The sequence below is a fragment of the Mycobacterium sp. NPDC050551 genome (assembly GCF_040674075.1).
Taxonomy (GTDB): Bacteria; Actinomycetota; Actinomycetes; order Mycobacteriales; family Mycobacteriaceae; genus Mycobacterium.
The window spans coordinates 1-15,463 of sequence record NZ_JBFARC010000006.1 but is presented as its reverse complement, the minus strand read 5'-3'; the positions used below and the strand labels follow the sequence as shown (position 1 = coordinate 15,463).

At 67.5% G+C, this 15,463-nt stretch carries 10 protein-coding genes; 6 read left to right on the top strand and 4 right to left on the bottom strand.

Going from position 1 to position 15,463, the window contains the following annotated elements; all coding sequences use genetic code 11:
- Positions 1-109 precede the first annotated feature (109 nt).
- Positions 110-1,297 carry a helix-turn-helix domain-containing protein gene (locus AB0K11_RS22240; protein ID WP_364981959.1) on the top strand — a complete coding sequence of 396 codons (1,188 nt, stop codon included), beginning with the start codon at positions 110-112 and terminating at the stop codon, positions 1,295-1,297.
- A gap of 70 nt (positions 1,298-1,367) precedes the next feature.
- Positions 1,368-1,631 carry a hypothetical protein gene (locus AB0K11_RS22235; protein WP_364981956.1) on the top strand — a complete coding sequence of 88 codons (264 nt, stop codon included), beginning with the start codon at positions 1,368-1,370 and terminating at the stop codon, positions 1,629-1,631.
- Between the two features lie 61 nt (positions 1,632-1,692).
- Here the strand turns inward: AB0K11_RS22235 and AB0K11_RS22230 are convergent, their stop codons facing one another.
- Positions 1,693-1,815: a hypothetical protein gene (locus AB0K11_RS22230; protein WP_264013698.1), complete on the bottom strand. Its 123-nt coding sequence runs from the start codon at positions 1,813-1,815 to the stop codon at positions 1,693-1,695.
- Positions 1,816-1,980: 165 nt separating this feature from the next.
- Here AB0K11_RS22230 and AB0K11_RS22225 point away from each other — a divergent pair, with 165 nt between their 5' ends.
- Positions 1,981-2,913, top strand: a complete 933-nt coding sequence (locus AB0K11_RS22225) for a manganese catalase family protein (protein ID WP_364981952.1) — start codon at positions 1,981-1,983, stop codon at positions 2,911-2,913.
- A gap of 15 nt (positions 2,914-2,928) precedes the next feature.
- On the opposite strand, the gene AB0K11_RS22220 is transcribed toward AB0K11_RS22225, so the two are convergent.
- Both AB0K11_RS22220 and htpG read right to left on the bottom strand, forming a co-directional pair.
- Positions 2,929-4,668, bottom strand: a complete 1,740-nt coding sequence (locus AB0K11_RS22220; protein ID WP_364981949.1) for an AMP-binding protein — start codon at positions 4,666-4,668, stop codon at positions 2,929-2,931.
- 89 nt (positions 4,669-4,757) lie between these two features.
- The gene (gene htpG / locus AB0K11_RS22215; RefSeq protein WP_364981946.1) at positions 4,758-6,692 is read right to left on the bottom strand and encodes a molecular chaperone HtpG; all 1,935 of its coding nucleotides are present in this window, start codon (positions 6,690-6,692) and stop codon (positions 4,758-4,760) included.
- 115 nt (positions 6,693-6,807) lie between these two features.
- Here htpG and AB0K11_RS22210 point away from each other — a divergent pair, with 115 nt between their 5' ends.
- The 3 genes from AB0K11_RS22210 (at position 6,808) to AB0K11_RS22200 (ending at position 14,984) form a co-directional block, all read left to right on the top strand.
- The gene (locus AB0K11_RS22210; RefSeq protein WP_364981943.1) at positions 6,808-7,575 is read left to right on the top strand and encodes a class I SAM-dependent methyltransferase; all 768 of its coding nucleotides are present in this window, start codon (positions 6,808-6,810) and stop codon (positions 7,573-7,575) included.
- Positions 7,576-7,910: 335 nt separating this feature from the next.
- On the top strand, positions 7,911-14,204 hold the full coding sequence (pks2, locus tag AB0K11_RS22205; RefSeq protein WP_364983092.1) for a sulfolipid-1 biosynthesis phthioceranic/hydroxyphthioceranic acid synthase: 6,294 nt from the start codon (positions 7,911-7,913) through the stop codon (positions 14,202-14,204).
- A 120-nt stretch (positions 14,205-14,324) separates the two neighbouring features.
- On the top strand, positions 14,325-14,984 hold the full coding sequence (locus AB0K11_RS22200; protein ID WP_364983089.1) for an isoprenylcysteine carboxylmethyltransferase family protein: 660 nt from the start codon (positions 14,325-14,327) through the stop codon (positions 14,982-14,984).
- Between the two features lie 52 nt (positions 14,985-15,036).
- On the opposite strand, the gene AB0K11_RS22195 is transcribed toward AB0K11_RS22200, so the two are convergent.
- A partial coding sequence (locus AB0K11_RS22195) for an acyl carrier protein (protein ID WP_364981940.1) occupies positions 15,037-15,463 on the bottom strand: 427 nt, incomplete at its 5' end.

The following is a 15,463-nucleotide window of genomic DNA, read 5'->3' as shown; positions in this document are numbered from 1 at the left end:
ACCACTCTCGCTGAGTCAGCGGTATAAACTCTTGGTCATCAAGGGTGAATACCGACTACGAATTTGTTCGTGAGGACTAGTTTTTGACGAAGGCGCCCGGTTCGCGGGCTTGGAGTTGGGCCAGGACGTCGGTTCGGCGCTGCTGGCGGTGCTCCCGCAGATGGCGGAGCGCACCGTCAGTGCGGTGACCGTCGAGGTCCCCAGCTATGCCGACGCCTTCAGCGGTCGGATGGGCCGCAACATCGAGAACGCCGTGCAGATGGCGCTCGGCGCCTTCCTGCGGCTGGCCGTGCGTGCCGAGGATTCAGACCTGGCGGAGACGCTGTCGCCCGCACTCGACGGCGCCTACGAGTTGGGCCGCGGTGAGGCGCGCCAGGGCCGCTCCATGGATGCCCTGCTGTCGGCCTATCGCGTCGGCGCGCGGGTCGCCTGGCGTGAACTGTCCGCGGCCGCGGTCGGCGCCGGCCTGACCGCCGAGGCCGTCGCACGCTTCGCCGAGATGGTGTTCGCCTTCATCGACGAGCTGTCGGCGTCGAGTGTGGCCGGGCATGCCGACGAACTGGCCGTCAGCGGTCGGGTCCGGCAACGCTATCTGGAGCGGCTGGCACTCCAGTTGCTCGACGGCGAGCCGGCCGAGACGCTGCGGGCCAGCGCGGAGCGGGCGGGTTGGCAGCCGCCGGCCACGTTGACCGCTATCGTGTTGGCCGAGAAGCACATTCGCGGCCTGGCGGTGAGGTTCGGGCAGGCGACACTGCAACTCACCGTCGATCTGCCCGGTGTGGAGCCCGCCGATGCACTGGCCGTGCTCCTGGTTCCCGACCTGGACGGCCGGTCGCGCCGACAGTTGCGGTCGGCGCTACAGGGAAGGCGGGCCTTCGTGGGCCCCGCCCGGCCGTGGTCGCTGGTGCAGTCCTCGTACCGGCGTGCGCTGCGGGCGCGCGACCTGTCGGTGCCCGACGACGTCGACGTGGTGGACACCGACGACCACCTGGCGGAACTCATCCTCACCGCCGACCGGGAAGCAGCCGACGACCTGCGTCGACAGGTGCTCGCCCCCCTGGAGCGGCTGCGTCCCAGCGCCGCCGAACGGCTCACCGAGACCCTGCGGTCCTGGGTGCTTCATCAGGGGCAGCGCGAAGCCGTCGCCGCCGACCTGTTCGTGCACGCTCAGACCGTCCGGTACCGGATGACCCAGCTGCGGGAGCTCTACGGCGACCGGCTCGACGATCCACGCACGGTCTTCGAACTCACGGTGGCACTCGGCGTGGCCGGCGCTCGACCGACTTGGGATCGGTAGCCGCGTCCCGCGACTTCACTTGCCGTCATGGCGACGCCGCAGCGGCGCGCATGACGAAAGGAAGCAAGCGATGAACATCATCCCCACCCGCGTCCAGGAGCAGGTCGACCGGGTCGAGCGCACCCCCAGCCTGGTGCTCGGCATCTTCGCCGGAATGACCGCACTGTGGTCTCTCTACCGTGTGTTCTGGCTGCTGTACTCGGCGTCGGTGCTCTCCGGAGTCGGGTTCTCGGCGGCGTCGCTGATCTTCTCGGCGGTGATCTGGGTCGCGGTCGGCGGCGGTGCGGCGGTGGTGTCGGCCGCCTTCCTCATCCGTTACTCCAAGCAGGCCTGACCAGGCGCACATCAGAACGGGTCGCTGTTCACACAGCGACCCGTTCTGCGTTCTACGTCGGCTACTTCTGTGCGGAGTCGCCGGAGTCATCCGCCGGAAGTGCCTCCGCGCCGGGTGTGGCCGGTGCGAGTACCTCGTCGTCGGCGGCCTCGGTGGCGGGTGTGGTCGGTTCCTGGGACGTCATTTGCTGCGCTCCTTCTCGATGATCGGTCCGTCCAGCAGTACCCGGTGGCGTCCGCGGGCAATCTCAAGATTGGTGGGACACATTCGGGTTCGACTCCAGGGATTGGGTAGTCCTCTACGCGCTGCCCAACTCCACGGGCGGTGGCGACCACAGGGAGAGAGCACGATGTACCTTCACACCCAGCAACTGATCAACGAGATCGCCGTCGACGAACCGGATCCCGCTGCCGCGAACGCACTGCAGGAGGGCCTCGGCGGCCAGTTCGGCGAGATGCGCACGATGATGCAGTACCTGTTCCAGAGCATGAACTTCCGCGGCGACGTGACGGCCAAGCCCTACAAGGACCTGCTGCAGGGCGTCGGCACCGAGGAGATCAGCCACGTGGAGCTGATCGGCACGACCATCTCCCGGCTCCTCGACGGGTCTCCCGAATACAAGGGCAAGCCGACCGATCCGGTGGACAAGCCGGGGGCCAAGGGCGCGACGCCGCTGAAGATCGCGTTGGACCACAGCAACATTCACCACTATCTGGTCGGCGCACAGGGTGCGATGCCGGTCGACGCAGCAGGAAATCCGTGGCTGGGGTCCTATGTGTACAACAGCGGCAATCTGGTGCTCGACCTGCTCTACAACCTGATGCTCGAGTCGACCGGGCGGCTGCAGAAGTGCCGCATCTACGAGATGACCGACAACAAGACGGCGCGCTCGACCATCTCCTACCTGATCGTGCGCGATCAGGCCCACGAGAACGCCTTCGCGAAGGCACTCGAGAGTCTCGGCGTGAACTGGGGCGCGGTGCTGCCGATCCCGAAGACGAATGCCGAGAAGTTCCCCGAGGTGAAGAAGCTGCTCGACCGCGGGCTGCAGAGCATCCAGTACACCTTCGACGCCGACGACGCGAGCCAGGCGGCCAAGCTCTACCGCGGCGCCTCGCCCTCGAACGACGGCACCGAACTCAGCACCGCGATCATGCCCGAGGGCGTTCCCATCACCATCGCGCCGGAGCGCCGCGAGGAGTTCGCGCCGGGCCTGGACAAGGAACTCCTGGCCCTGATCCAGGCCACCGCCGAGGTGGAGATCGACTCGATCGAGAAGTAGCGGGGCGACGGGCGGCTAAGCGTCCGCGCGGGCGAACTGACCGTGTCGGTACTGCTCGACACAGGACGCCCGCCGGACCTTTCCGCTCGTCGTGATCGGAATCGAACCGGGGCCCACCAGCACCAGATCGGCCACGCTGAGTCCGTGCGTGTTCGAGATCGCCGACGCCACCTCGCCTTTGAGCCGGTTCAGGTGCTCGGCCGCCTCGTCGTCGGTCGTGCCCCGCTTCCTGACCTCGACGATCACCACGAGCTTCTCGGTCTGACTGTCCGGGACCGCGATCGCCGCGCAGCGGCCTCGCGAGATCTCCTGGACCGTCGCCTCGATGTCGTCGGGAGAGTGGTTGCGGCCGTAGACGATCAGGAGATCCTTGATACGGCCGATGATGAACATCTCGTCCTCGGACAGGAAGCCCGAGTCCCCGGTGCGCAGCCACGGACCCTCCGGCGTCCCGGTGGACGGCGAGACGATCGAGGCGCCGAAGGTCTTGGCGGTCTCCTCCGGTTTCTGCCAGTAACCCTTCGCGACGTTGTCGCCGTGCACCCAGATCTCTCCGACGGTGCCGGCCGGGCACTCGGTGCCGGTGTCGGGATCAACGATGCGCACCATCGGTGACGTCGGTATTCCGTAGCTGACCAGCGGCGTGCCGCCTTTGTCCGCGCTGCGCTCGGCCTTGCCCGCCGTCAACTTCTCCGATTCGAAGCGCACGATCGACGGCGGCGCGGGGTCGGTGTTCGTCGTGACGTAAACGGTCGCCTCGGCGAGTCCGTACGAGGGCCGGATCACCGATGCGTCCAGGCCCAGCGGCGTGAACCGCTGGGTGAAGCGCTCCAGGGTGGCCGGGTGCACCCGCTCCGCACCGGTGGCGATGACCTGGACGTCGGAGAGGTCGAGTCCGGACATGTCGTCATCCGAGGTCTTGCGCGCCGCCACCTCGAAGGCGAAGTTCGGGCCCGCGGTGTAGGCCTTGGTGTTGCCTGCCGCCATCTGCATCCACCGGGCGGGGCGTTGCAGGAACGCCACCGGGCTGGTGAGGACGGCGGGGATGCCCAGGAGCACCGGTGCGCACACCCCCAGGTACAGACCCATGTCGTGATAGAACGGCAGCCACGACACCACGGTGGTTCCGGCCGGCGCCGTGTTCCCGTGGTCCGAGAAGTAACCCGTGGTCCACTGTCCGAAGTTGGCCAGGATGTTGCTGTGCGACATCACGACGCCGGCGGGCGTACGGGTGGAACCGGACGTGTACTGCAGGAAGGCGGTGTCCGGGAAGTCCTCTCGGCCTGCACCGGAACCCATGGGTCCGTCGAGGTCCAGCGAGTCGATCTCGACCACGGCCGGGGCGGGCCCGTCTGCCAGCGGCCCGGCGTATTCGCCGACGACGCCGGCGACCGCCGACGTGGTGAGCAGCACCGCAGGCGATGCGTCGGTCATCACCGAACTCACCCGCTCGTCGGTGGCTCCGCCCATCGGCACCGAGAGCGGGACCGCGATCTGGCCGGCCTGCAGCGCGCCGAGGAAGGCGACGACGTAATCCATTCCCTGCGGCGCGAGGATGACGGCGCGGTCACCCTCGGATCCGCACTCCTCGAGACGGTTGGCGACGTTCACTGTGCGCCGGTAGAGCTGTGACCACGTCAGGCTCTCCGCGACGCCGTTCCAGTCCTTGTCATAGTCGACGAACGTGAATGCCGTCTCATTGGGCTGCAGGCTCGCACGTTCGAGCAGCACACTGGGAATAGAGGTCTCAGTCACGTGCACAACCTACCGCGACGACTCTCCGAACACGCCGGAATGACGTTTGCTGGCTCACTTGGCACCACCTTCGCACGGTGTGACGGGCGCTATACGGTGCGCGACAGTCGGTTGGCGAGCAACCCGGCGAACCTCGCCGGGTCGTCGGGGACGTCGCCCTCGGCCAGAAGTGCAGTGCCGTAGAGCAGTTCGGCAGTCTCGCCGAGAGTGGGGTCATCGGCGCCGCGGCTCTGATGCGCCTGTTGCAGGCCGGTGACGAGTGCGTGCTTCGGATTGAGTTCGAGGATGCGCTTTCCGACGGGTACCGCCTGTCCCGATGCCTTGTACATCCGGGCGAGCGCCGGCGTGATGCCGAAGTTGTCGGTGATCAGGCAGGCCGGCGACTCGGTCAGTCGCGTCGACAACCGCACTTCCTTGACATGTTCGGTCAGAGTCTCTTTCAACCAGTTCAGCAGGTCCTCGAAATCCCGTTGCTGTTCCTCGCGCTCCTCTTCGTGCGCGGCCTTCTCGTCGTCGGAGTCGAGGTCGACCTCACCCTTGGCGACGGATTGCAGGGGCTTGCCGTCGAAGTCCATCACCGAACCGACCCAGACCTCGTCGACCGGGTCGGTGAGCAGCAGCACCTCATAGCCCTTCGCCTTGAACGCCTCGAGATGCGGGGACTTGAGGAGCTGCTCACGCGACTGTCCGGTGGCGTAGAAGATCTGTTCCTGACCGTCCTTCATCCGCTCGACATACGAGGTCAGCGTCGTCAGCTCGTCCTCGCTGTGCGTCGAGGCGAACGACGAGATGCGCAGCAGGGTGTCCTGGTTGTCCACATCCGACATCAGGCCCTCCTTGAGGACCGCACCGAACTGCGTCCACAGGGTGGCGTAGTCCTGTGGCCGCTCGGACTGCATGCTCTTGATCGTCGAGAGCACCTTCTTGGTGAGCCGGCGCCGAATCGCGGTGAGCTGCCGGTCCTGCTGGAGGATCTCGCGGGAGACGTTCAGAGACATGTCCTCTGCGTCGACGACCCCCTTGACGAAACGCAGGTAGCTCGCGATGAGCTGATCACAGTCGTCCATCACGAACACGCGCTTGACGTAGAGCTGCACCCCGGTCCTTGCGTCGCGGGTGAACAGGTCGAACGGTGCGTGCGAGGGGATGAACAGCAGGGCTTGATATTCGAAGGTGCCCTCGGCCTTCATCGCGATGACCTCGAGCGGGTCGTCCCACGCGTGCGCGACGTGCTTGTAGAACTCCTTGTACTCGTCCTCGGGCACCTCGTCTTTGGACTTGGTCCACAGCGCCTTCATGGAGTTGAGGGTCTGCGTCTCGACGGTGACCTGCTCTTCGCCGCCCTCCTCGGTGGAAGGGCTGCGCCGCTCGACCTGCATGCGGATGGGCCAGGCGATGAAGTCGGAGTACTTCTTGACCAGCTCCCGGAGCTTCCGCTCCGAGGTGTAGTCGTGCAGCTCGTCCTCGGCGTCCTCGGGCTTGAGGTGCAGTGTGACCGACGTTCCCTGCGGGGCGTCGTCGACGGACTCGACGGTGTAGGTGCCGTCACCGCTGGACACCCACCGGGTCGCGTCGCTTTCGCCTGCCTTGCGGGTGAGCAGCACGACCTCGTCGGCGACCATGAACGTCGAGTAGAAACCGATGCCGAACTGGCCGATGAGTTCCTCGGAGGCGGCGGCGTTCTTGGCCTCCCGCAGCTTGCGACGAACCTCCGCGGTGCCCGACTTCGCGAGGGTGCCGATCAGGTCGACGACTTCCGCGCGCGTCATACCGATGCCGTTGTCCCGGACGGTCAGCAGGCGTTGCTCCTCGTCCACCTCGAGCTCGATGTGCAGATCAGAGGCGTCGACGTCCAGGTCCTTGTTCCGCAGCGACTCCAGCCGCAGCTTGTCGAGCGCATCCGAGGAGTTCGAGATCAACTCGCGGAGGAAGGAGTCCTTGTTCGAGTACACCGAGTGGATCATCAGATCCAGCAGTTGGCGCGCTTCTGCCTGAAATTCCAGCTGCTCGACGTGTGCGGTCATGTCAGTCCTTCGACAACTCGATATCCCAATGCGGACAGCCCCGGAATAGTACCGAGACCGCATTCGGTCAGCGTTTCGAGGGCTCGGACGCAATTTGCTCGGGCGGTCGTCCATGATGGGTCGCATGGTGAGCGAGACACTCGACATCGACAACATGCCCCGCGGCGGCCCCGACGCCTCTTGGCTCGACCGCCGGATGCAGACCGACCGTCTGGAGTATCTCGACCGCGACGATGCCGATGACCGGAAGCGACGCGTGATCCGGGCGCTGGATCGCGGCGAGAAGCGGCTGGGCCAGCACGACCTGATGGCGGGCATCGTGCTGGACGAGATCCGCGGCATACCCGATCCCCGCATCCTCGAGTTGGGCGCCGGCCACGGTGGACTGTCGCGGGCGATACTCGCGCTGCACGAGTCCGCTCGGGTCACGGTCACCGACATCGATGCCACCTCCGTGGCCGACATCGCCGCAGGCGATCTCGGCAGCCACCCGCGTGCCACTGTTCGCGAGATGGACGCGACCGAGATCGACTCTCCGGACCGCAGTTACGACCTCGTCGTCTTCGCGCAGTCCTTCCACCACCTGCCACCCCGACCGGCAGCGCGGGTGTTCGCGGAGGGCACCCGGGTCGCCGACAAGCTGCTGATCATCGACCTGCCGCGGTTGCCTCCCTGGCGGCACATCCTGCAGTCACCGCTGCTGCTCCCACTCGCATTGGTCTTCCCGGTCGTGCATGACGGATACATCAGCGCATTGCGCGCCTACAGTCCCTCGGCGCTGCGGACGCTGGCCCGCTACGCCGATCCGGACATCCGTGTCGAGGTGCGCAGAAGTGCCTTCAATCTCCGCGGCCGTTGGGAAGTGGCGGTGGCCAGCCGGTGAGAAGGGGTGACACGAGCAACCTCGGGTCCGTCGATATCTGACCGCTCTTGGGTCGCGGTTTCGCCGACCCGGGAAGGTCTGGCAAAGTTCTTGTCGCCGATACCCGCCCGGCGATGGATTGTGCGGAACCCGAGACAACTCCCCCGGCCGCAATTAACGTCTTTGCTGGCAGTAGCTTGCTGGACGCGGGAAACGTAGGGGAACGCCGTCGCGACATCCACTTCGATTCCTGGTAGAAGTTGCAAGCGCAAGAGCTTCACTCCGGCTGCGGCAATGCCGTTGCCGGCGTTGACAATGGGGGACAGATGACTTCGCTCGACACCGGCCGGAATTCGCTGTCAGAATCGGATTCCACCGTTTCTGCGCGATCGGGGGCGCGTCAGGTCGTCACCCCGGTTGCCGTCATCGGAATGGCCTGTCGACTTCCGGGCGGGATCGACTCCCCTGAACGGCTGTGGGACGCCTTGCTTCGAGGCGAGGACCTCGTCACAGAGATCCCCGCCGACCGATGGGATGCCGAGGATTACTACGACCCGGAGCCCGGTGTGCCGGGTCGATCGGTGTCGAAATGGGGCGCCTTCCTCGATGACGTGGCCGGCTTCGATTCCGAGTTCTTCGGCATGGGCGACCGCGAGGCGACCGTCAGCGATCCCCAGCACCGGCTCCTTCTCGAGACGTCATGGGAAGCCATGGAACACGCGGGTCTCAGCCGGGAGGCCATGGCCGAATCGGTGACCGGTGTCTACGTGGGGCTGACCCACACCGACTATCAGTTGGTGGCCGCCGAAGCCGGCGCCGTGGAGAAGCCCTACGGCTTCATCGCGAACAACCCCAGCCTGGCGTCCGGCCGCATCGCCTACGCCCTCGGGCTCCGCGGTCCCGCGCTGACAGTGGACACCGCATGTTCCTCGGGCCTGACCGCCGTGCACCTGGCCTGCCGCAGCCTGCACGAGGGTGAGAGTGACCTCACCTTCGCCGGCGGTGTGACGCTGGCACTGGACCCCCGCAAGTGGGCGGCGGGATCGGCTGAGGGGATGCTGTCCCCGACTGGACGCTGCCACGCGTTCGACGTGGCTGCCGACGGCTTCGTGGCCGGTGAAGGCTGCGCCGTCGTCGTGCTCAAGCGGTTGTCGGACGCGCAGCGCGACGGAGACCGGATCCTGGCCGTCATCCGCGGCACGGCTGCGAACCAGGACGGTCGCACCGTGAACATCGCAACTCCGTCGCGGACCGCGCAGGTCGCGGCCTACCGCGACGCGCTGACCGCGGCGGGCGTCGACCCCACCAGCGTGGGCATGGTGGAGGCGCACGGCACCGGGACCCCGACCGGCGATCCGATCGAATACGCCAGCCTCGCCGAGGTGTACGGCGTCGACGGTCCGTGTGCGCTGGCGTCGTCGAAGACCAACTTCGGGCACACACAGTCCGCGTCCGGGGCCATCGGGCTGATCAAGACGGTGCTGTCGCTGCAGGGTGGCGTCGTCCCCCAGAACCTGCACTTCGAACGTCTGCCTGACGTGATGGCAGAGATCCCGACCAATCTGTTCGTACCGCAAGCGAATTCGGCTTGGCCGAGCAAGGGCGACGCGCCCCGGCGTGCGGCGGTGTCGGCCTACGGCGTCTCGGGTACCAACGTCCACGCCATCCTCGAACAGGCTCCCCAGAGCCAGGAGCAATCCGCCCAGTCGTCGGGCACCGCTCCGCTCCTGTTCAACCTCTCCTCCACGTCGGCCGACGAATTACGCCGCACTGCAGGCCGACTCGCCGACTGGGTGGCGGCGAACGAGGACGTCTCCCCGGCGGATCTCGCCTACACCTTGGCGCGCCGGCGTGCGCATCGACCGGTGCGCACGGCTGTCGTCGCGAGCAACGCGGGCGAACTCGTCGCGGCCCTACGCGAGGTCGCCGACGGTGACGCCCCGTATCAGCCGGCGGTCGGACGCGACGATCGCGGCCCGGTCTGGGTGTTCTCCGGCCAGGGCTCACAGTGGGCGGGAATGGGTGCGCAACTGCTGGCGAACGAACCGGTGTTCGCGGCGACCGTGGCCCAGATCGAGCCGGTGATCGCCGGTGAGTCCGGATTCTCTGTGACAGAGGCGATGTCGGCGACCCAGACCGTCACCGGACAGGACCGGGTACAGCCGACGCTCTACGCCATGCAGGTCGCCCTCGCGGCCACGCTGAAGTCCTACGGCGTCCGGCCGGCTGCGGTCGTCGGGCATTCGCTCGGAGAGGCCGCGGCCGCCGTCGTCGCCGGCGCGCTCTCGCCGGAGGACGGCGCGCGCGTCGTCTGCCGGCGTTCCCGGCTCATGACGAAGGTGGCGGGCGCCGGGGCCACCGCCGCCGTGGAATTGCCTGCCAAACAGGTGCTCTCCGAGTTGACGGCGCGGGGCGTCAAGGACGTGGTGGTGGCCGTGGTGTCCTCACCGCAGTCCACGGTGATCGCCGGCGCCGCCCAGACGGTGCACGACCTGGTCGCGGGCTGGGAGGAACGCGATGTGATGGCCCGCGAGGTGCCCACCGACGTGGCCTTCCACTCGCCGCAGGTCGACCCGATCCTCGGTGAGCTCAAGGACGCACTCAAGGATCTCGCGCCGATGAAGCCGGAGATCCCGTTCTACTCCGCGACCTCGTTCGACCCCCGCGAGCAGCCCGCGTTCAATGCCCGCTACTGGGCCGACAACTGCCGCCGCATGGTGCGCTTCGCCACGGCGGTGCAGGCCGCGATGGAAGACGGCCACCGCGTCTTCGCCGAGCTGTCACCGCACCCTCTGCTGGTTCGCGCACTCGAGCAGACCGCCCAGAGTGTCGACGCACCGCTGGTCGCACTGGCCGGTATGCGCCGCGAACAGCAACTGCCGCACGGTCTTCGCAATTTTGTCGCCGACACGCACGCTGCCGGTGCGGCCGTCGACTTCTCCGTGCTCTACCCGAACGGCCGGCTGGTCGATGCGCCGCTGCCCACTTGGACCCACCAGAAGCACTGGCTGACCGGCGGCGCGCAGGAGATCATCACGCACGGCGCGTGCACGGTCTCCGTACATCCTCTGCTGGGCGAACACGTTCGCCTGCAGGAAGAGCCGGAACGTCATGTGTGGCAGGGCGAGGTCGGCACCGCCGCCCAGCCCTGGCTCGCTGATCACGAGGTCCGCAACGTGGCCGTGCTGCCCGGGGCCGCCTACTGCGAGATGGCGCTGGCAGCAGCTCAGGTCGTGTTCGACGGACCCGTCGACGTGCGGGACGTCAAGTTCGAGCAGGCGCTGCTCCTCGACGAGCAGACCACCGTCGGCGCGTCCGCCTCGGTGTCCGCGCCCGGAGTCGTCGACTTCACGGTGGAGACCACGCAATCGGGCGAACAGACGCGGCAGGCGTCGGCGATCCTGCACGCAGCCGAAGAGCAGGAGCCACCGTCCTACGACGTCGCCGAACTGCTCGCCGCGCACCCGGACGCCGAGGACGGAGACGCCGTGCGCCGGCGGATGGACGCCCGGGGCGTCCAGTACGGTCAGGCCTTCTCGGGTCTCGGTGACGTGCACACCTCTGCCGAGAACTCCGACACCGTGGTGGCCGAAGTCGCGCTGCCCCGGCAGATCCGCTCGCAACAGGATGCCTATGGAGTCCACCCGGCACTCCTCGACGCATGTTTCCAGTCGGTCGAAGCCCATCCGAAGGTGCGGGCTCTGGGTGAGGGCGCACTCGGGCTGCCCCTTGGTATCCGCCGGCTGCGCTCCTATGGCGCCGCCCGCAACATCCACTACTGCCACACCCGGGTCACCAAGGCCGATGCCTCCGGTGTCGAGGCCGACATCGACCTGCTCGACGAGCACGGAAAGGTGCTGCTCGCCGTCCAGGGTCTGCTGCTGGGCACCGGCGTCTCCGATGCGGCGCAGCAGGACCGGACCTTCGCCGACCGGCTGCTGACCATCGAGTGGCGGCACCGGGAACTACCCGAGGTGGAGTACGCCGACGGCGGATCGTGGCTGCTGATCAGCACCAGCCCGACCGCCGACGTCGTCTCCACGGCACTGACCGATGCTCTGAAGACCTCCGGCGCCGCGTGCACCACCATGGTCTGGCCGCAGCACGGCGACTTCGGTTCGAACACCGACGAATTGAAGGATCACCTGCGCGGCGGGCTGACCGGGGTGGTGGTCCTCACCGGACCCCGCAACGGCCACTCCGACGACCAGACGCCGCAACTGGGCCGCGACTATGTCCGGCATCTGGTGCGGATCACCCGCGAACTGCCGGAGACCACCGGCGAGCCGCCCCGGCTCTTCGTCGTGACGCGCTCCGCTCAGGCGGTGGCGGCCGACGACCAGCTGAACCTGGAGCAGGCGGGCATCCGCGGCTTGTTGAGGGTGATCGGCACCGAGCATCCGCACCTGCGCGCCACGCAGATCGACGTGGACGAGACGCCCGACGCCGAGCGACTGGCGCAGCAGCTTCTCAGCGGGTCCGAAGAGGACGAGACCGCGTGGCGGGACGGCAAGTGGTACGTCGCGCGGTTGACGCCCACCCCCCTGCTCCCCGAGGAACGGCGCAGCGCCGTCGTCGATCTCGACAGTGCGGGCGTGCGGCTGCAGATCCGTACGCCGGGCGACCTCGAGTCGGCCGAACTGGTCACCACCGAGCGGGTGGCGCCGGGGCCCGGCCAGATCGAGGTCGCGGTGAACGCGTCCAGCATCAACTTCGCCGACGTCCTGGTGGCGTTCGGTCGCTACCCCTCATTCGAAGGGCGACTTCCGCAGCTGGGCATCGACTTCGCCGGCGAGGTCACGGCCGTCGGGCCGGGAGTGACCGATCTCGCGGTCGGCGACCATGTCGGCGGTCTGTCCGCGAACGGGTGCTGGGGCACCTTCATCACGTGCGACGCCGACCTGGCGGTGGCGCTGCCGGACGGACTGGGCGACGTGGACGCCGCCGCGTTGACGATCGCCACCGCCACGGCCTGGTACGGACTCAACGACATGGCCCGCATCTCCTCCGGAGACAAGGTGCTGATCCACTCCGGCACCGGTGGTGTGGGACAGGCGGCCATCGCCATCGCCCGTGCCGCCGGCGCAGAGATCTATGCGACCGCCGGCAGCGAGCAACGGCGACAGCTACTGCGCGACAGGGGTATCGAGCACGTCTACGATTCGCGCAGCACCGATTTCGCCGACGAGATCCGACGAGACACCGACGGGTACGGGGTGGACATCGTGCTCAACTCCGTCACCGGGGCCGCTCAGAAGGCCGGCCTCGAGCTGTTGGCGTTCGGCGGCCGCTTCGTCGAGATCGGCAAGCGTGACATCTATGGCGACACCCGGCTGGGGCTGTTCCCGTTCCGGCGGAATCTCTCCTTCTACGCCGTGGACCTGGCGTTGATGTCGGTGAGCCATCCGGGGCGGATCCGTGAGCTGCTGAGAACGGTGTACCAGCTCACCGCGGACGGCTCGTTGCCGAAGCCGGAGTGCACGCGCTACCCGCTCGGTGACGCGGCGACCGCCATCCGGGTGATGAGCGGTGCCAATCACACCGGCAAGCTCGTGCTCGAGGTGCCGCACACCGGGCACAGCCGCGTCGTGGTGCCGCCGGCGCAGGCTCCGGTGTTCCGCGGTGACGGTGCGTACGTGATCACCGGCGGGCTCGGTGGGCTCGGACTGTTCCTCGCCGAGAAGATGGCCGCGGCCGGCTGCGGGCGGATCGTGCTGTCGTCGAGGTCGCAGCCATCGCCCGAGGCGCTGGCGGCGATCGAGCGGATGGGGGCCCACGGCGCAGACGTGGTCGTCGAGTCGGCGGACATCGCCGAGTCCGGCACGGCGGAGCGGCTGGTCGCGACGGCCACTGCCGGCGGGCTGCCCGTCCGAGGTGTGCTGCACGCCGCGGCGGTGATCGAGGACGCCACGCTGGCCAACATCACCGACGAACTGCTCGAGCACGACTGGACGGCCAAGGTCGCGGGTGCGTGGAATCTCCACGCGGCGACCGACGGCCAGCCTCTGGACTGGTTCTGCTCCTTCTCCTCGGCGGCCGCCCTGGTGGGCTCGCCGGGACAGGGTGCCTACGCGGCAGCCAACAGCTGGCTGGACGCGTTCACCCAGTGGCGGCGCTCGCTGGGCCTTCCGGCGACGGCGATCGCGTGGGGCGCCTGGGGCGAGATCGGTGCGGGCACGGCTCTGGCGCAGGGTTCCGGGGTGGCGATCGCGCCAGAGGAGGGCGCGTACGCATTCGACGCGCTGCTCCGCCATGACCGGGGTTACACCGGGTATGCGCCGATCATGGGTGCCCCCTGGCTTGACGCGTTCGCGGCGCACAGCCCATTCGCGGAGGCGTTCCGGTCGTCTGCACAGAATGCCTCGGGGACAAGCAAATTCCGTGCCGAGCTCGACGAGCTCCCCGTCGAGGAGTGGCCGGTCCGACTGCGACGGCTGATCTCCGACCAGGTGAGCTTGATCCTGCGGCGCAGCGTGGACCCCGACCGCCCGCTGGCCGAGTACGGGATGGACTCCCTGGGAGCACTCGAGTTGCGCACTCGCATCGAGAGCGAAACGGGGGTGCGGGTGAGTCCCAAGGACATGACGACCACGGTGCGTGATCTGGCGGGGATGTTGCACGACGAGCTCGTACCCGTAGATGCCGCCTGACCGCCGACCCCGGCGCTCGAGTCGTTCACCGTCCTTCAATAGTCCGATAGCTCCGGCAGTCTCGGCGGCCTGCGCCGATCCGCGCGATCATGAGGAGGTTCCGTGAGTCCCGGTCCCAAGATGTTGTTGTCTGGTCTTGTCGGACTCGCCATCTACGGCGCGTTGTCCTTCATCCCGGCGTGGACGATCGATTACTGGCAGGCATGGGCGCTCCTCGCGGTCATGTACGTGGTGTCGACCTGCTTCCCGTCGATCTATCTGATGCGCAGGAATCCCGCTGCGCTCGAGCGCAGACTGCGCGGCGGGCCGACCGAAGAGGGCCGAAGCGTCCAGAAGGGCGTGATGGCGGGCCTCTGGCTGGCTGTCGGCGCCCAGTTCGTCGTCAGCGCGCTGGACCATCGCTTCGGGTGGTCGCGGGTACCCACGGCGGTCTGCGTGGTGGGTCTGATCGTGGCCGCGCTCGGCTTGTTCGTCGTCTCGCTCGTGATCATCCAGAACAGCTACGCGGCCGCGGTCGTCCGGGTGGAGGAAGGTCAGACCGTGGTCTCGACCGGCCTGTACGGGCTGATGCGCCACCCCATGTACACCGGCAATCTCCTTGTGATGGTCGGTATTCCGCTGGCACTCGGGTCGTACTGGGGGCTGATCTTCGTCATCCTCTTCGTCGTGGTGATCACGGTGCGCATCCGCGACGAAGAAGGCCTGCTGCGGGATGAACTGCAGGGGTACCAGGAGTACACACAGAAGGTCCGGTACCGGCTCGTTCCCGGCATGTGGTGACCGCCGCCGCCCCCTGAAACCCGCTCCCGCGCGGCCGATTCCGTGCGGGTGTTCAGAGGTGTTGGGTGAGGGTGTTGATGGTGGGTGCGTTGATGATGGTGGCCAGGGGGAGGTTGCGGTTCAGGGTGGTGTTGATGGCGTGTTGGAGGGTGATGGCGGTCAGGGAGTTGGCGCCGTGGTCGAAGATGTTGTCGTCGGGGTGGATGTGGTCGATGTTCAGGGTGTGGGTGTAGATGCTGGTCAGGGTGTCGGTCAGGGGGTGGTGATGGGTGGTGTTCGGTGCGGGGGTGTGCGGTCCTGGCGGTGGGGGTGGTTGTGGTGGCGGGGTGGATCCGGTGGGGGTGTGGGTGGTCAGGGTGGTTGCCGGTGTGGTGGGGTCGGTGGTCATCGCGGTGAGGATGTGTTGCAGCGCGGTGGTGAGGGCCTCGATGGTGTGGGTGGTGAACACCTCGGTGCGGTATTGGATCAGTAGTCGCAGT